Raw genomic sequence first — 16,180 nt, forward strand, 5'->3', positions numbered from 1 at the left:
GACGGGCGGGCAGGTGCTCGCCGTGATCGAAAGTCGACCGGATACGCTGACTTGAGTGATGGCAGCGACACATCGACAAACCCGTGTCATCGAACGAGAACCAATGATCGACCGAGTTGGCCGTGTGATCGTCAGCAGACAGGAGAACCTCTCGTGACCGTCGTCGGGCCTTTCGGGCTGAGCGTGCGGGACCAGGCTCTCGAAGCCGATGTCCAGGTCGGATTGGCGGCTGTCGAGGAGGGACTGCTCGAAGCCACCAAGAGTGAGGTGCCCTTCATCACCGAAGCCGCCCAGCACCTCGTCCGTGCCGGGGGCAAGCGTTTCCGTCCGCTGCTCGTGATGCTCGCTGCCCAGTTCGGTGACCCCTACGCGCCGCGTGTGGTGCCCTCCGCCGTTGTCGTCGAGCTGACGCACCTCGCGACGCTGTACCACGACGACGTCATGGACGAGGCGGACGTACGCCGCGGCGTCGCCAGCGCCAACCAGCGCTGGGGCAACTCCGTCGCCGTCCTGACCGGCGACTTCCTCTTCGCCCGCGCCTCCTACATCCTGGCCGACCTCGGCCCCGAGGCCGTCCGCATCCAGGCCGAGGCGTTCGAACGCCTGGTCACCGGCCAGATCCTGGAGACCGCGGGCCCCGCGGAGGGCCGCGACCCGGTCGACCACTACCTGGACGTGCTCAGGGGCAAGACCGGCTCCCTGGTCGCGGTGGCCTGCCGGTTCGGCGCGATGATGTCCGGCGCCGACGAGACCGTCGTCGACGTCCTCACCCAGTACGGGGAGCGGCTCGGCGTCGCCTTCCAGCTCGCCGACGACGTGCTCGACATCGCCTCCGACTCGCACGAGTCCGGCAAGACGCCCGGCACCGACCTGCGCGAGGGCATCCCCACGCTGCCGGTCCTGAGGCTGCGCGAGCGGGCCGCGCGGCTCGGTCTCGCCGAGGACATCGCCCTGTGCGAGCTCCTCGACTCCGACCTCACGGACGACGCACGGCACGCGGAGGCCCTCCACAGGCTGCGTGCGCACCCCGCGCTGGAGGACGCCCGCAGGGACACCGTGTGCTACGCGGAGGGCGCACGCGCCGCCCTGGGGCCGCTGCCGGAGGGCGACGCCAAGGCGTCCCTGCTGGAGCTCTGCGACCTGGTCGTGCACCGGGCGGGCTGAGCCCGATCCCCTACGGGATGGGGGAGGTGCCGCCGTTTCATGTCATCCCGTGGCAGTACGTGGAGTTGCCCCCGGGGTCTGACGCTTCTCGTTGGCCGATTTGGTCGGATGGAGTCCAGCGAGAACAACCACTCCTGACCAATTCGGGTGAGAATGGCGGCACAGGGTGGACGCAGGCACGTACAGGTAAGGCCGCCGCCGACCACGGAGGTAAGGCAGACAATGGCACCGTACGAACCGGAGAAGGACACCAGCGAGGCCGGGGAGCTGCGCGCAGGACGCCGCAAGGCGGCCCGTTACGCCGTCCCGATCGCGGTGGCGGGGGTGGCGGCGGCGACCATCGGGCTCGTCCCGGCGCTCGCCACGTCGGGCGACCCGGACCTGCCGAAGGTCACCGCGCAGGAACTCATCGAGAAGATCGCCGCGTCGGACACGCAGCAGCTGTCCGGCAACGTCAAGATCAGCACCGACCTGGGACTGCCGTCGATGGGCGGCATGGCGGGCGGCTTCGGCGGAGGCGGCGGTGCGGACCGGGGCGAGGACGGCGAGGACAAGGGCTCGGCGGCCGACCCCAAGAGCAAGCTGATGGAGCTGGCGTCCGGCACGCACACGCTGCGCGTCGCGGCCGACGGCCCCGACAAGCAGAAGGTGTCCGTCCTCGGGGACGCCTCCGAGTACAGCGTGATCCACGACGGCGACGAGGTGTGGGCGTACGACAGCGCGTCGAACGAGGCGTATCACGCCACGGAGAAGGGCGCCTCTTCAGAGAAGGGGTCCTCTTCGGAGAAGGGCTCTTCTTCGGAGAAGGGCGACAAGGGCGGGCTCAAGGGGCACGACGGTGAGCTTCCCGCCACCCCCGCGGACTTTGCCGAGCAGGCTCTGAAGGCGGTCGACGACACCACGTCCGTGAAGGTCGACGGCACCGCACAGGTCGCCGGCCGTGACGCGTACCGGCTGGTGATCAAGCCGAAGCAGTCCGGCTCGACGGTCGGCCAGATCACGGTCGCGGTGGACGAGAAGACCGGCACACCGCTCAAGTTCACTCTGACCCCCGCCTCCGGAGGCGCGGCCGTCGTCGACGCGGGCTTCACGAAGGTCGACTTCGACAAGCCGTCGGCGTCCACCTTCGACTTCACGCCCCCGAAGGGCACGAAGGTCACCGAGGCCGACGAGCACGGCAAGGAAGGCCGCGACTTCCGGGACAAGGGCGGCAAGGACGGTCAGGAGTTCGACAAGGGCGACCTCAACGAGCCGAGGATCATCGGTGAGGGCTGGAGCACCATCGCCGAGCTGAAGCTGCCGGGCGGCCAGGGCCTCCCGACGGCCGGTTCGGGCGATGTCCCGCCGGACGCGCAGAAGCTCCTTGACTCGCTGGGTGACCAGGTCGACGGCAAGTTCGGCTCCGGCACGGTCTTCTCGACCCGACTCATCAACGCCCTCGTCACCGACGACGGCACCGTCTACGTAGGAGCGGTCACGAAGGACGCGCTGGTAAAGGCGGCGAACGACGCGCACTGATGCGGCACGCGCGGCACGTCTCGCGCGTTGACGTAGGGAACGGCGGATGGAAGGTGCCTGTCGGCGCATGCCGGGGCACCTTCCGTCCGTCTCGTCGCACGTGGGCAAGAGGGAGGCAACGTGCCGGGTACCAACGGCAGCTCGGTGGGTGCGGTGGGCTCGGTGGAGCGCGCGCGCCCGGCGGGTGCAGCGGGCTCGGCGGGTGCGGTGGGCTCCGTGGAGCACGTCATCGAGACGCACGCGCTGACCAAGCGGTACGGAAAGCACCTCGCTGTCGACCGGCTCGACCTCACCATCCCCGTAGGCAGCGTTTTCGGTTTCCTCGGGCCGAACGGCTCGGGCAAGACCACCACGATCCGCATGCTGATGGGCCTCATCGAGCCGACCTCCGGCCGCGCCCAGGTCCTCGGCCGCCCCATGCCACGCTCCACGCGCAGTGTGCTGCCGCACGTAGGGGCGCTCATCGAGGGACCCGCCCTGTACGGCTTTCTGTCGGGCCGCGACAACCTCCTGCGGTACGACTCCGCGGACCCGACCGCCGACCCGCGGACGCGCCGCGCACGGGCCGAGGCGGCACTGGACCGGGTCGGGCTCACCGCGGCCGCCGGCAAGAAGGCGAAGGCGTACTCCCTCGGTATGAAGCAGCGGCTCGGGCTCGCGGCGGCGCTGCTCCAGCCGCGCAGGCTCCTCGTCCTCGACGAACCGACGAACGGCCTCGACCCGCAGGGCATGCGCGAGATCCGCACCCTGGTGCGGGAGCTGGCGGCCGAGGGCACGACCGTCTTCCTCTCCTCGCACCTCCTCGACGAGATCGAACAGGTCTGCACGCACGCGGCCGTGATGACGCGGGGCCGCCTCATCACGCAGGGTCCTGTCGCGGAGCTCGCGGCCGGTGCGCGCGGCAGGCTCGTCGTGACGACACCGGACGCAGGCGACGCGGCGCGCGTCCTGAAGGAGCACGGCGTGACGGACCTCGTCGTGTCGGACGACCGCGTCACGGGCGAACCACCGGCTCAGGACGGGTCCGGCCAGGAAATGGAGCTGGCCGAGTTGAACGCGGCACTGGTCGGTGCGGGCGTACGCGTCCGCGGCTTCGGACTCGAACGGGCCTCTCTCGAGGATGCGTTTGTGGCACTGACGGGGGAGGGGTTCGATGTCGCGGGCTGAGACGGTCGAGGCGGCCGGGGTCACGGAAGGCGAGAGCACCTCCGACCCGGCGTCGGCGGGTGCCGGGCGGGAGACGCGGTGGATCTGGACGCTCGGCCTGTTCCGCAGCGAGCTGGGGATCACCTTCCGCCGCTGGCGGACCCTCGCACTGCTCGGCGTGCTGGCCGCCGTGCCGATCCTCGTCGGCATCGCTGTCAAGATCGAGACCAGCGACGGCTCCACGATCGGCGGAGGCGGTGAGGAAGGCGGGCCCGCTTTCATCGCACAGATCACCAACAACGGCCTGTTCCTGGTCTTCACGGCCCTCGCCGCGACCCTGCCGGTCTTCCTGCCGATGGCGATCGGTGTCGTCGCGGGGGACGCGGTCGCGGGTGAGGCCAGCGCGGGCACGCTGCGCTACCTGCTCGTCGCGCCCGCGGGGCGGACCCGGCTGCTCCTCGTGAAGTACGCGACCACGCTGACGTTCTGCCTGGTCGCGACTCTGGTCGTGGCCGCGTCCGCGCTCGCGACCGGTGCGCTGCTCTTCCCGCTCGGCGAGGTCACCACGATCTCCGGCACCCGTATGAGCTTCGGTGAAGGGCTGCTGAGAGCCCTGATGATCGCCTTGGTGGTCGCCGTGTCACTGATCGGGGTGGCGGCGCTCGGGCTGTTCGTGTCGACGCTCACGAGCAGCGGCATCGCCGCCATGGCGACGACCGTCGGCCTGCTGATCACGGTCCAGATCCTGGACCAGATCCCGCAGCTCCACGCCCTCCACCCGTACTTCTTCTCGCACTACTGGCTGTCCTTCGCCGATCTGATGCGTGAGCCCGTCTACTGGGACGACATCATCAAGAACCTGCAGATGCAGGGGCTGTACGCGGCCGTGTTCGGCTCGGCCGCGTGGGCACGGTTCGGGGCGAAGGACGTCATGGCGTAGGACGTGATGGCGTAGGACGTGGCATCGCAGGTGAGGGAGTCCCAGGCGCGGGGGCGCAGGCGCGTGGTGGCGTAGAGGTCCCCGTTCGCCTCAGCTGTCGTAGGGGTAGCGGGCCAGCGGCGGCTCCTGGGCGAAGAAGGTCTTGGCGCGCGCCAGGGCCTCGGCGTCCTCCAGGACGTGGCCGGGCCTGGTGCCGTTGCCCAGCAGGACGCCGCCGAAGTGCATGGGGAAGAAGGCGGCCGTGTTGCGGAGCGTGCCGATCAGCGGCTCGGCGACCTCCTCCTCACGGTGCGCGAGTGCAGTGACGCCCCACAGGGTGCGGCCCTTGAGGGTGTCCTGGAAGGCGACCTCAGGAGTCTCCAGCCATGCGTCCCAGTAGTCGAGGTAACGCTTCACGGTGGCCGAGAGGGAGTACCAGTACAGGGGCGACACGATGACGATGTCCGTGGCCTCCAGAGTGGCGTCCAGAAGCTCCGCTTCGTTGTCGCCGACGGGGCGGGGGCGTGCCCGGGGGCGGCTGTCGTCGTGGCGCCGGTCCTCGAAGTCGGGCAGGGGCAGATCCGCCAGGTTCAGCCAGCGCTGCTCTACGTCGGAGGGGAGCTGCTCGGCCGCCTTGCGGGCCAGGATCTCGGAGTTGCCCTCGGGGCGTGCGCTGCCGAGGACGAAGAGGAACTTGCGGGTCATGGAAATCCCCCTGGATGCAGGTGCTTGCACGTGCACTATATGCACACGCAAGCAACGCGGTCCAGGGGGTATCTCGCTCGTGGGTTGCAGGCTGCAGGCTGCAGCGGCCAGGGGGATATCTCGGTCAGGGGCTGCGGCGGTTCAGGGGGATATCCCGATCAGGGGCTACAGCACCCACAGTCTCCGCGCCTATGAAGACAGTCCCCACACCGCGTACGCGACCGCGTCAGTGTTGCGGTCGAGCGCGGTCCCGTCGATGTTCGACACGCCGTCGCAGGACGAGTGGTAGCACTTGTCGAACGCCTCTCCCGGCGTCCCGCCCCACTTCTCCGCCTGCTCGGCCGACTTGGTGGTCTCGGCGCCGCTGAACAGCCCGCCGACCGGCACGCCCGCCTGCTGGAACGGCGCGTGGTCGGAGCGTCCGTCACCCTCGTCGTCGGGCTCCGTGGCGACGTTCTTGCCCGCGTAGTAGTCCTTGAAGGTCTTCTCGATCGTGGGGTCGTCGTCGTAGACGAAGTAGCCCGCGTTCGGGGAGCTGAGCATGTCGAAGTTCAGGTAGGCGCTGATCTTTGAACGGTCGCCACCGGCCAGGCTGTCGACGTAGTGCGAGGAGCCGACCATTCCGATCTCCTCGGCGCCCCACCACGCGAAGCGCAGGTGCTTCTTGGGCTGGTACTTCTCCCGGGCCACCGTGAGCGCGGTCTCCAGGATGGCGGCCGAGCCGGATCCGTTGTCATTGATGCCGGGTCCGTCGGAGACGCTGTCGAGGTGGGCGCCGGCCATGACGACCTGCCCGTCGTCACCGCCGGGCCAGTCGGCGATCAGGTTGTAGCCGGTCTTGCCGCCTGCCGTGAACTCCTGGACGGAGGTGGTGAATCCGGCTCCGTCGAGCTTCTTCTTCAGCTGGTCGACGGACGCCTTGTACCCGGCGCTGCCGTGCGCCCTGTTGCCGCCGTTGGCGTCCGCGACGGACTGGAGGTCGGCGAGGTGGGCCTTGACGTTGTCGACGGAGATGTCGGGGGCGGCGGCTGCCTTGGAGGTGGCCTTGTGGGCAGCTGTCTGCGGGACATCCGTCTTTGGGGCAGCCGCCTTCGGAGCGGGTGCCGCGTTGGATATCGCGGTGGTCGTCAGGAGTCCGGCGACGGCTATGGCTGCGGCCGCGGCGGTACGTCCGGGAACGGAGAGTTTCATGTGGGGGGCTCCGGTTTCCGTGGTTGTCGTACGAACTCGCGCGCACTGTGCGTGGGTTGGGGGGTGGGGGGAGTCGCGCACGAGTTCGGAGTTGCCTGATGGTGCTGGTGGGACTGAGGTGACGTCAAGACCGCAAAACGGGCGTGGGATTCCGGATAGCGTGCGCCCGGGTGCGTGGAGCCTCGTCGGGCACGTCTGTCCGTGCGGCTCGTGTCGGACCCGTGCTGCCCAAGTTTTCTACGGGCGTACGTGGACGACCCACCCTGGCGCGTACGTGTCGGGTACGCGGTGGCGGGGCCAGGAGCGGGCCCAGGGCGGGGGTTCCGCTTCGCGCATGACCAGGGCGGTGGGACGGCGTGCGTCACCGGCGCGGCCGGGGAAACAGCCCGCTACGTAGGCGACGGGAATGACGGAGGTGTTGCCGCGCAGGACGCAGGGGGGAGGCGCCCCGTTCCGCGGGGTTTCGTGGGTGGAGGGTTTCCCTCCGACGCCGTGCTCGTGCAGGACTTCGGCGACCCGGGCCCAGTCGCCGCGGGCACCCGCCTGGATCTTGGCGTTGCCGTGGGCGAGGGGGAGTTGGACGGCGAGATGCCCGGCGAGGGCCAGCCCCAGAGCGGCGAAGCCGATACGTGGCCGACGGGACGCACGGACGGCGTCGACGAGCGCGAGTACGCCGAGGGCGGCGACCGGGGCCAGCAGGGCGTGTGCAGGGGCGAGGAAGCGTGGGGCGGCGTAGGGGACGAGGGCGAGGTAGGGGAGGGCGACGGACAGGGCGGCGACCGTGGCGAGCAGACACCCGCGGAGGGTCGTGGTGCCGGACTGGGGTGGCCCACCCTGGTGCTCCCGGCGCGCGTCGCGGGCCGTGTGGGGAGTGCCGCGATCTCCACTGCTCCGCGTTCTTCGCCCTCCGCTACGCGTGTCCGGACTGGCGGCACGCGTTCTTCGCCCTCCACCGCGCGTGCCCCCACTTCCGGCGCGCGCACTCCAGAGCCCCACTGTCACCAGCAAGGGCAGCACGAGCCACCACTCCGCCGAGAGTGGGCGGACGGTGTCGCCGTCGCAGGGGCGGCAGAGGAGCGGCCCGTCCATGACGGTGAAGTGGTGGACGACGGAGAGCAGAGGACGCAGCTCCCCCTGCACTTCACTGGCCTCCGTCAGCCGGGCGCGGACCCCGCCGAACCGGACGTACGCCTCGACGATCCACGGCAGCACGCCTGCCGCGAGCCCACCCAGCACAGCGAGGACGCGGCTCCAACTCCGCCAGTCCGGCACCAGCAACGTGGCGGCCAGGAGAGGCGCGCCGAGGGCGACACCGTCGTTGGGTCGCATCAGGATCGCCAGGGCGAGGCCGCCGACGACTCCGGCGCAGGTCACGGGGGACTGACGTGACCGCAGGAAGAGTCCGACCGCCCCGACGGCGCCCATGGCGGTGTAGTGGTTGGGCATCGCCGCGCCGGCGTAGAACAGCACGAACCACAGCCCGCCGTAGAGCGCGGCGGCGACCGCGGCCGCCGAAGGGCGGCCGAGGAACCGCAGCCAGGGCCGGAACCCCGCATAGAGAGCGGTCGTCGCGAGCAGCGTCAGCCACACCCTGAGCAGCACGACGGAGTCGCTCCAGGCGGCCACCGGCGCGATGAGGAACGGCACGCCTCGCGTGCGCGGCGCGCTGAACGGAGTGGCGGGGGCGTACGGCGAGAAGTGGCTCGCGTAGACGGTCTCGTCCCAGCCGAGGGGCAGGGTGAGCGGTACGAGGACGAGGGACAGCACGGCGAAGGCACCGCAGACGCCCAGGAGGAGGTGATGGGGGCGCGGCTGCGGTGCCATGAGGCGGCCTTCCTGGTCCGATGTGCCGGGGTCACCTGTGCGGCGGCGTGTCAGTGCACACAGAACTCGTTCCCCTCCGGGTCCGTCATGAGCACCCACTCGCCTCCCGGCTCCTTGACGTGCCGTTCCACGGTGGCGCCGAGCGCTTCAAGGCGGGTCACCTGGTCCGCACGGGTCCCCGGCTCGCTGTGCACGTCGATGTGGAGTCGGTTCTTGCCGGTCTTGGCCTCGGGCACGCGTTGGAAGAGGATCCGGCGGCCGAGACCGGTACCGCTCGCCTCGTCGTACGGGTCGTCGGGGTGCCGGACGGCGATCAGGTCCCGCCAGGCACGGCGGCCGCGGAACTCGAGGGTCGCGGCTTCGGGGGCGGCGCCGAGGCCGAGCAGGCGCTCGATCAGCGCGCTGTTGTCCTCGATCTCGTAGCCCAACGTCTCCGCCCAGAAAGCGGCTTGGGCGTGCGGGTCGGCGGCGTCGATGACGAGCTTCCAGTGCAAGGTGGTCATGGTAACCAGTTATAGCGGTTACGCGGGTCCCCTGCACGTCTTTCGCGATGAACTGTCGTCGATGCCCTGCTGCCGCCGAACTGCCGCCACCTAAGGGGCGTTTGCGGGGTGGGTCGGGGTGATCCCGGATCGTGCGGCGGTGAGGCAGGCGTCACTCTGGAATTGCGCGGGAGTCCGGACTCGCACGGCGGACCGCGGATGGCGGCCGCGAACCGATGGCCGCGAACCGAGGGCCGAGAAAGGAGGGCTGAGAACGGAGAACCGCGATCCAACGAGCGCGAACCGAGGGCCGCGAACCGAGAACTGCGGTCCGACAAACGCGAGCCGAGGGCCGAGAACCGGGGCCGCGAATCGCGAAGTACGAATGACGACAGGAGGGGGGAGCGGAACATGAGGCACAGGCGCTCACTCGTGCGCGTCGCGGACGCGGCCACCTACGTCAACCTCTTCGCCCTGACCGGCATCGCCACGGTCCTCATCACCCGTGCCTTCCTGGCCCAGGCGGGCTATCCCAAACTGGGCGGGGGCGGCGACAGCTCGCTGCACATCGCCCACATGCTGTGGGGCGGGCTGCTGATGATGGCCGCGATCCTGCTCACGCTCGGCTTCCTCGGCGTAGGAGCCCGGCTCGCCGGCGCCGTCGTCGGCGGCATCGGCTTCGGTCTCTTCATCGACGAGGTCGGCAAACAGATCACGGACGAGCCGGGCTACTTCTACCAACCGGCCGCCGGGATCATCTACCTGAGCTTCGCACTGCTGCTCCTCCTCACCCACCTCATACGCCGCCGCGCCGCGCAGAGCACCGGCCTCGACGCGCGACAGCGCTCCGTGCACGCCGCCGACCTCGCGTTGACCGGTGTCGCCGACGGGCTCACCGCCGAGCAGCGCCGCGCGGCACTGCGCCTCGTCGAGGGCTCGGACAGTGAGGTGGACGCGGCACTCGCACGGCTGATCGCCGCCGCACCGGACCGTCCGCCCGCGGCGCCCGCGTGGTGGCGGAGGTGGGCATCCGGCGTGGGACGCGCACTGCGATGGCTGGCGCGGACCAGGATCGCGCTCGCTCTGGCCGTGCTCTGCCTGCTGACCGAAGCTCTGCTGTTCTCCGTCTGGATGTCCGTGGACCTCTTCGCAGGACAGCTGACGCGGGAGCCCCAGCCGGGCGCCCACCTCGCGGTCGCGCTCACCGAAGTGGTCTCGGCGGTCCTGGGGATCATCGGGCTGATACGTCTGCGCAGCGACCGGGCGACGGCTTTCCGGCTCTTTCAGGCGGCATTGCTCGCGGACATGTTCATCGGCCAGATATTCAAGTTCACGATGGACCAGTTCGCCGCGGTGGTGGAGCTGGGCGTCGACCTGGCCCTGCTCTGGGTGATATCCGCGTTCCTCAGCGCGCAGCGCACCCCGACCGGAGCCAACCAGACCCCCGCCTCCACCCCCGTACCCGCCCCCGCGACGACCCGCACGGTGTAGTCGTCGTCACGGGCGGCCACGGTCTCCCGTTGCTTCACCCGCAAGTTCAGGTCCTGGGCGGTGAGTGGGAGCGGACTGCGTGCCTCCCGCCTCAACCACCGACGCCGTCGCCCCCGTCGCCCCCGTCGCGGTTGCCGTGGCCGAAGACGTACCCGCCGCCGTCGCCGCCACCCGCGCCGCCGCGAGGCGGGACGCGTTGCGGCGGGCCGTGCGGAGGGCGTCCCAGGTCAGGAGGGAGAGGGCGAGCCAGACCAGGGCGAAGCCCGCCCAGCGCTCGGGGGGCATGGCCTCGTGGAAGTACAGGATGCCGAGAAGGAACTGGAAGACGGGAGCGAGGTATTGGAGGAGACCCAGCGTCGAGAGCGGTACACGGATGGCCGCCGCTCCGAAGCAGACCAAAGGCGCGGCGGTCACGACGCCGGTCGCCGCGAGCAGCGCCGCGTGCCCCGCACCCTCCGTGCCGAAGACGATGTCGCCCTGTGTGGCGAGCCACACCAGGTAGCCGACGGCCGGCAGGAACTGGACGGCGGTCTCGGCGGCGAGGGACTCCAGGCCGCCGAGGTTGACCTTCTTCTTCACCAGCCCGTACGTCGCGAAGGTGAAGGCGAGGCAGAGGGAGATCCACGGCGGCCTGCCATAGCCGAACGCGAGGACGAGCACCGCGGCGAAGCCGACGCCGACCGCCGCCCACTGCACCGGCCGCAGCCGCTCGCCGAGGAGCAGGACGCCCATGGCGATGGTGACGAGCGGGTTGATGAAGTAGCCGAGGGAGGCTTCGACGACGTGGCCGGAGTTCACGGACCAGATGTAGACGCCCCAGTTGACGGTGATGACCGCCGCGGCGATCGTCACCAGTCCCAGCCTGCGCGGCTGGCGGAGCAGCTCGCGCGCCCAGTCCCAGCGACGTATGAAGAGCAGCGCGATGCCCACCACCACGAGGGACCAGGCCATCCGGTGGGCGAGGATCTCCGCGGCGCCCGCCGGTTTGAGGAGCGGCCAGAAGAGGGGGACGAGGCCCCACATCCCGTAGGCGGCGAAGCCGTTCAGCAGCCCGGCACGCTGCTCGCTCTTTACCGACTTCCCGGCTGCTCCGCTGTCCACGGCTCCTCCTCGATGCACGGCAGTCCCACTGCTGCCGCACTGAAGGTAGCGCCGCGAGCCCTCGCCTGTCATGCCCGTAAACGGGAGACAGTCATGACTGGCGGTTCAGGCCTTCGAGCGCCGCCGCGATGGCCTCGGACATCGGCGTCGTGGGGCGGCCGATCAGGCGCGCCAGCTCCCCGGTCGTCCGGGCCAGGCGGCCCCGCGCGATCCCCGCGTCCACATCGACGAGGACAGCGGCCAACGGCTCCGGCAGGCCGGCGCCGGTCAGTACGGCGAGGTGCTGCTCGGCGGGAACGTTCGCGTACGAGATGTCCTTGCCGCTCTGGGCGGCGATCTCCGCGGCGTATTCGGCGAAGCTCCACGCGACGTCGCCGCTCAGTTCGTACACCTGGCCCTCGTGGCCCTCGCCGGTCAGGACGGCGACGGCGGCCGCTGCGTAGTCGGCGCGGGAGGCGGAGGCGACCCGGCCCTCGCCCGCGGAGGCGACGACGGCGCCGTGCTCGAGGACCGGGGCGAGGTGCTCGGTGTAGTTCTCGTGGTACCAGCCGTTGCGAAGGAAGGTGTAGGGCAGGCCGGAGTCGAGGATGAGCTGTTCGGTGACGTTGTGCTCGGCCGCCAACTCGAAGTCGGCGTCGGGACCGCCGAGGATGCTCGTGTAGGCGAGGAGCGCGACGTTCGCCGTGCTCGCGGCGTCGACGATCGCGCGGTGCTGCGGCACGCGCTGCCCGACCTCGCTGCCGGAGATCATCAGTACCCGCTCGCCTGCGGCGAAGACGCCGGACAGGGTCTCCGGGGCGTTGTAGTCGGCGATCCGCAGCTCGATGCCGCGCTCGGCGAGGTCCGCGGCCTTGCTCTTGTCGCGTACGACGGCCGCGATGTCCCCGGCGGGGACCTGGGCGGCGAGCAGCCCCTCGATGACGAGACGGCCGAGGTTTCCGGTGGCTCCGGTGACGACGATGCTCATGTCTGGAATCTCCTGTTGAGTGGCGGTTCAGTCGATCTGCCACTCACTCTAGGAGGGGCGCTAACTTTACGAAAGTACCCACTTCAAAGTAAGGTACTAGCATGAACGTAAGCACGTGGAATGTCGCCGGTGAGGACATGTGTCCCCACCGGCTCGTTCTGGAACATGTGACGAGCCGGTGGGGCGTCCTCGTCCTGCTCGCCCTGGAGGAGCGCTCGTACCGGTTCAGCGAGCTGCGGCGGCACATAGGCCGCGTCAGCGAGAAGATGCTGGCGCAGACATTGCAGACCCTGGAGCGCGACGGCCTCGTGCACCGCGACGCCAAGCCGGTCATCCCGCCCCGCGTCGACTACTCCCTCACGGCGCTCGGCCGCGAGGCGGCAGCGCAGGTCAGGGCCCTCTCGGCCTGGACCGACCGGCGCATGGGCGACGTACAGAAGGCACGGGAGGCGTACGACCAGAAGGCGCGGCAGGCATACGACGAGGCCCGGTCCTGAGGGTCAGGACCGGGCCTCGCGGGCCTCGCACGTGGGAAGGTCGGGACTAGCCGACGACCGTCCATGTGTCGCCGCCGGCGAGCAGCGCGGCCAGGTCGCCCTTGCCGTTCTGCTCGATGGCGGTGTCGAGCTGGTCGGCCATGAGCGTGTCGTAGACCGGGCGTTCGATGTTGCGGAAGACGCCGATCGGCGTGTGGTGCAGCGTGTCCGGGTCGGCGAGCCGGGAGAGTGCGAAGGCCGTGGTCGGCGACGTGGAGTGCGCGTCGTGGACCAGGATGTCGCCCTCGTTCTCCGGTGTGACGGCGACGACCTTGAGGTCACCGGTCACCGCGTCACGTACGACACCCTTCGACCGTTCGGTGCCGAAGCGGATGGGCTGCCCGTGCTCGAGACGGATCACCGCCTCCTCCGCCTGCTGCTTGTCCTTGAGGACCTCGAAGGCGCCGTCGTTGAAGATGTTGCAGTTCTGGTAGATCTCCACGAGCGCCGTGCCGGGGTGTTCGGCGGCCTCGCGCAGCACCTCGGTGAGGTGCTTGCGGTCGGAGTCCACCGTGCGCGCCACGAACGACGCCTCGGCGCCGATGGCCAGCGAGACCGGGTTGAAGGGTGCGTCCAGGGAACCCATCGGCGTCGACTTCGTGATCTTGCCGACTTCCGACGTGGGGCTGTACTGGCCCTTGGTGAGGCCGTAGATCCGGTTGTTGAACAGCAAGATCTTCAGGTTCACGTTGCGGCGCAGGGCGTGGATCAGGTGGTTGCCGCCGATGGACAGCGCGTCGCCGTCACCGGTGACCACCCACACGCTCAGATCCCGCCGCGACGACGCGAGGCCGGTGGCGATGGCCGGGGCACGGCCGTGGATGGAGTGCATCCCGTACGTGTTCATGTAGTACGGGAAGCGGGAGGAGCAGCCGATGCCCGAGACGAAGACGATGTTCTCCTTCGCCAGACCCAGCTGCGGCATGAAGCTCTGCACCGCGGCCAGCACGGCGTAGTCACCGCAGCCGGGGCACCAGCGCACCTCCTGGTCGGACTTGAAGTCCTTCATGGACTGCTGGGCCTCGGCCTTGGGCACCAGGGAAAGCGCTTCGATCGTGCTCCCGGTCCCCTCCGGCCCGGCCGTTTTCATGTCAGCCATCGATGGCCTCCTTGAGAGCCGTGGCGAGCTGCTCGGCCTTGAACGGCATTCCGTTGACCTGGTTGTACGAGACTGCGTCCACCAGATACCGCGCCCGGATCAGCGTGGCGAGCTGACCGAGGTTCATCTCGGGGATCACCACCTTGTCGTAACGCGCGAGGACGTCGCCCAGATTCCGCGGGAACGGGTTGAGGTGGCGCAGATGGGCCTGCGCCACGGACTCACCGGCGGCGCGCAGCCGCCGCACGGCAGCGGTGATCGGCCCGTACGTCGAACCCCAGCCGAGGACCAGCGTGTCGGCGTCCCCGCCGGCGTCGTCGACCTCCACGTCGGGCACGACGATCCCGTCGACCTTCGCCTGACGGGTGCGGACCATGAAGTCGTGGTTGGCCGGGTCGTACGAGATGTTGCCCGTGCCGTCCTGCTTCTCGATGCCGCCGATCCGGTGCTCGAGACCCGGCGTGCCCGGGATCGCCCACGGTCGGGCCAGGGTCCGCGGATCGCGCTTGTACGGCCAGAACACCTCGGTGCCGTCGGCCTCGGTGTGGTTGGCCCCGGAGGCGAACTGGATCCGCAGGTCGGGCAGTTCGTCGATCTCGGGGATGCGCCAGGGCTCCGAGCCGTTGGCGAGGTAGCCGTCGGAGAGAAGGAACACCGGCGTCCGGTACGTCACCGCGATCCGGGCCGCCTCCAGCGCCGCGTCGAAGCAGTCCGCCGGGGTCTTCGGCGCCACGATCGGCACCGGCGCCTCGCCGTTGCGCCCGTACATCGCCTGGAGCAGGTCGGCCTGCTCGGTCTTCGTCGGCAGACCCGTGCTCGGCCCGCCGCGCTGGATGTCCACGATCAGCAGCGGCAGTTCGAGGCTGACGGCCAGGCCGATGGTCTCCGACTTGAGCGCCACACCGGGACCGGAGGTCGTCGTCACGGCGAGCGAGCCGCCGAAGGCCGCGCCCAGTGCCGCACCGATGCCCGCGATCTCGTCCTCGGCCTGGAAGGTCCGCACACCGAAGTTCTTGTGCTTGGACAGCTCGTGCAGGATGTCCGAGGCGGGCGTGATGGGGTAACTGCCCAGGTAGAGCGGCAGATCCGCCTGTCGGCCCGCCGCGATCAGGCCGTACGAGAGGGCCAGGTTGCCGGAGATGTTGCGGTAGGTGCCGGTCGCGAACGCCTGGGCGGCCGGGGCGACTTCGTAGGAGACCGCGAAGTCCTCGGTGGTCTCGCCGAAGTTCCACCCCGCGTGGAACGCCGCGATGTTCGCCTCGGCGATCTCCGGGCGCTTGGCGAACTTGGCGCGAAGGAACTTCTCGGTTCCCTCGGTCGGCCGGTGGTACATCCACGAAAGGAGCCCGAGCGCGAACATGTTCTTCGAGCGCCCCGCGTCCTTGCGGGAGAGGTCGAACTCCTTGAGGGCCTCCACGGTCAGCGTGGTCAGCGGCACCGGGTGCACGCTGTAGCCGTCCAGGGAGCCGTCCTCCAGCGGGGAGGTCGCGTAACCGACCTTCTGCATGGCGCGCTTGGAGAATTCGTCGGTGTTGACGATGACCTCGGCGCCGCGCGGCACGTCACCGATGTTCGCCTTCAGCGCCGCCGGGTTCATCGCCACCAGAACGTTCGGGGCGTCGCCCGGCGTCAGGATGTCGTGGTCGGCGAAGTGCAGCTGGAAGGACGACACGCCCGGCAGTGTTCCTGCGGGCGCGCGGATCTCGGCGGGGAAGTTCGGCAGCGTCGACAGGTCGTTGCCGAAGGACGCCGTCTCCGAGGTGAACCGGTCACCCGTGAGCTGCATACCGTCACCGGAGTCTCCCGCGAAGCGGATGATCACCCGGTCCAGACGCCGCACGTCCTTGTCACCTGCGGCCTTGCGTTGCTCTCCGACGACAGCCCCGTCGGCCTGCTCGGCTTCGCTACTGACCTGGCTGGTCACTGAACTGGACCTCCCTCGAGGCGACTGAGCGGATCGCCGGGACGACCGGCGCTCCCAAGGTCCACCCTACGTCTGTAAGGGTCGCCTTCCTGGGGTTGTTCGCATGGTGGATG

General features: G+C 69.8%; 14 protein-coding genes. 6 read left to right on the forward strand and 8 right to left on the reverse strand.

Going from position 1 to position 16,180, the window contains the following annotated elements:
• Nucleotides 1–153 precede the first annotated feature (153 nt).
• From DEJ47_RS22245 to DEJ47_RS22260, 4 genes are all read left to right on the forward strand, one after another.
• Nucleotides 154–1,164, forward strand: a complete 1,011-nt coding sequence (locus DEJ47_RS22245; RefSeq protein ID WP_150170981.1) for a polyprenyl synthetase family protein — start codon at nucleotides 154–156, stop codon at nucleotides 1,162–1,164.
• A 222-nt stretch (nucleotides 1,165–1,386) separates the two neighbouring features.
• A complete protein-coding gene (locus tag DEJ47_RS22250) occupies nucleotides 1,387–2,682 on the forward strand; it encodes a LolA family protein (protein WP_150170983.1) in 1,296 nt (431 codons plus the stop codon).
• Nucleotides 2,683–2,889: 207 nt separating this feature from the next.
• Nucleotides 2,890–3,849, forward strand: coding sequence for an ABC transporter ATP-binding protein (locus tag DEJ47_RS22255; RefSeq protein WP_223828727.1), 960 nt, complete (start codon nucleotides 2,890–2,892; stop codon nucleotides 3,847–3,849).
• A complete protein-coding gene (locus tag DEJ47_RS22260) occupies nucleotides 3,836–4,768 on the forward strand; it encodes an ABC transporter permease (RefSeq protein ID WP_150170985.1) in 933 nt (310 codons plus the stop codon). Before DEJ47_RS22255 ends, DEJ47_RS22260 begins: the two co-directional genes overlap by 14 nt.
• A 90-nt stretch (nucleotides 4,769–4,858) precedes the next feature.
• On the opposite strand, the gene DEJ47_RS22265 is transcribed toward DEJ47_RS22260, so the two are convergent.
• From DEJ47_RS22265 to DEJ47_RS22280, 4 genes are all read right to left on the reverse strand, one after another.
• Nucleotides 4,859–5,452, reverse strand: coding sequence for a flavodoxin family protein (locus DEJ47_RS22265; protein WP_150170987.1), 594 nt, complete (start codon nucleotides 5,450–5,452; stop codon nucleotides 4,859–4,861).
• A 189-nt stretch (nucleotides 5,453–5,641) separates the two neighbouring features.
• Entirely contained in the window at nucleotides 5,642–6,643 is a 1,002-nt protein-coding gene (locus DEJ47_RS22270) for a M28 family metallopeptidase (protein WP_150170989.1), read from the reverse strand.
• 237 nt (nucleotides 6,644–6,880) lie between these two features.
• Nucleotides 6,881–8,467: a hypothetical protein gene (locus DEJ47_RS22275; protein WP_150170991.1), complete on the reverse strand. Its 1,587-nt coding sequence runs from the start codon at nucleotides 8,465–8,467 to the stop codon at nucleotides 6,881–6,883.
• A 50-nt stretch (nucleotides 8,468–8,517) separates the two neighbouring features.
• Nucleotides 8,518–8,970: a VOC family protein gene (locus tag DEJ47_RS22280; RefSeq protein ID WP_150170993.1), complete on the reverse strand. Its 453-nt coding sequence runs from the start codon at nucleotides 8,968–8,970 to the stop codon at nucleotides 8,518–8,520.
• A 390-nt stretch (nucleotides 8,971–9,360) separates the two neighbouring features.
• Between DEJ47_RS22280 and DEJ47_RS22285 the strand changes: the two genes are divergently transcribed.
• Nucleotides 9,361–10,440, forward strand: coding sequence for a hypothetical protein (locus DEJ47_RS22285; RefSeq protein WP_150170995.1), 1,080 nt, complete (start codon nucleotides 9,361–9,363; stop codon nucleotides 10,438–10,440).
• 6 nt (nucleotides 10,441–10,446) lie between these two features.
• Here DEJ47_RS22285 and rarD read toward each other — a convergent pair whose 3' ends face one another.
• Both rarD and DEJ47_RS22295 read right to left on the reverse strand, forming a co-directional pair.
• Nucleotides 10,447–11,463 (reverse strand): EamA family transporter RarD, encoded by a 1,017-nt coding sequence (gene rarD, locus DEJ47_RS22290; RefSeq protein WP_150175795.1) that lies wholly within the window; start codon nucleotides 11,461–11,463, stop codon nucleotides 10,447–10,449.
• 169 nt (nucleotides 11,464–11,632) lie between these two features.
• Nucleotides 11,633–12,508: an SDR family oxidoreductase gene (locus tag DEJ47_RS22295; protein WP_150170997.1), complete on the reverse strand. Its 876-nt coding sequence runs from the start codon at nucleotides 12,506–12,508 to the stop codon at nucleotides 11,633–11,635.
• Nucleotides 12,509–12,609: 101 nt separating this feature from the next.
• Between DEJ47_RS22295 and DEJ47_RS22300 the strand changes: the two genes are divergently transcribed.
• On the forward strand, nucleotides 12,610–13,005 hold the full coding sequence (locus DEJ47_RS22300) for a winged helix-turn-helix transcriptional regulator (RefSeq protein ID WP_150170999.1): 396 nt from the start codon (nucleotides 12,610–12,612) through the stop codon (nucleotides 13,003–13,005).
• 46 nt (nucleotides 13,006–13,051) lie between these two features.
• Here DEJ47_RS22300 and DEJ47_RS22305 read toward each other — a convergent pair whose 3' ends face one another.
• Together DEJ47_RS22305 and DEJ47_RS22310 are read right to left on the reverse strand one after the other, a co-directional pair.
• Nucleotides 13,052–14,134 (reverse strand): 2-oxoacid:ferredoxin oxidoreductase subunit beta, encoded by a 1,083-nt coding sequence (locus DEJ47_RS22305; RefSeq protein WP_150175796.1) that lies wholly within the window; start codon nucleotides 14,132–14,134, stop codon nucleotides 13,052–13,054.
• Between the two features lies 1 nt (nucleotide 14,135).
• Complete coding sequence (locus tag DEJ47_RS22310) at nucleotides 14,136–16,067, reverse strand: 2-oxoacid:acceptor oxidoreductase subunit alpha (protein WP_150171001.1); 1,932 nt, start codon at nucleotides 16,065–16,067, stop codon at nucleotides 14,136–14,138.
• Nucleotides 16,068–16,180 lie beyond the last annotated feature (113 nt).

Source organism: Streptomyces venezuelae (genome assembly GCF_008642355.1).
Classification (GTDB): Bacteria; Actinomycetota; Actinomycetes; order Streptomycetales; family Streptomycetaceae; genus Streptomyces; species Streptomyces venezuelae_B.

What these genes read in the sequence shown, in the direction of transcription:
- DEJ47_RS22280 (WP_150170993.1), bottom strand. Translation starts at nt 8,970, where the DNA reads ATGACCACCTTGCACTGGAAGCTCGTCATCGACGCCGCCGACCCGCAC.
- DEJ47_RS22270 (WP_150170989.1), bottom strand. Translation starts at nt 6,643, where the DNA reads ATGAAACTCTCCGTTCCCGGACGTACCGCCGCGGCCGCAGCCATAGCC.
- DEJ47_RS22295 (WP_150170997.1), bottom strand. Translation starts at nt 12,508, where the DNA reads ATGAGCATCGTCGTCACCGGAGCCACCGGAAACCTCGGCCGTCTCGTC.
- DEJ47_RS22305 (WP_150175796.1), bottom strand. Translation starts at nt 14,134, where the DNA reads ATGAAAACGGCCGGGCCGGAGGGGACCGGGAGCACGATCGAAGCGCTT.
- DEJ47_RS22250 (WP_150170983.1), top strand. Translation starts at nt 1,387, where the DNA reads ATGGCACCGTACGAACCGGAGAAGGACACCAGCGAGGCCGGGGAGCTG.
- DEJ47_RS22265 (WP_150170987.1), bottom strand. Translation starts at nt 5,452, where the DNA reads ATGACCCGCAAGTTCCTCTTCGTCCTCGGCAGCGCACGCCCCGAGGGC.
- DEJ47_RS22275 (WP_150170991.1), bottom strand. Translation starts at nt 8,467, where the DNA reads ATGGCACCGCAGCCGCGCCCCCATCACCTCCTCCTGGGCGTCTGCGGT.
- DEJ47_RS22285 (WP_150170995.1), top strand. Translation starts at nt 9,361, where the DNA reads ATGAGGCACAGGCGCTCACTCGTGCGCGTCGCGGACGCGGCCACCTAC.
- DEJ47_RS22300 (WP_150170999.1), top strand. Translation starts at nt 12,610, where the DNA reads ATGAACGTAAGCACGTGGAATGTCGCCGGTGAGGACATGTGTCCCCAC.
- DEJ47_RS22260 (WP_150170985.1), top strand. Translation starts at nt 3,836, where the DNA reads ATGTCGCGGGCTGAGACGGTCGAGGCGGCCGGGGTCACGGAAGGCGAG.
- rarD (WP_150175795.1), bottom strand. Translation starts at nt 11,463, where the DNA reads ATGTGGGGCCTCGTCCCCCTCTTCTGGCCGCTCCTCAAACCGGCGGGC.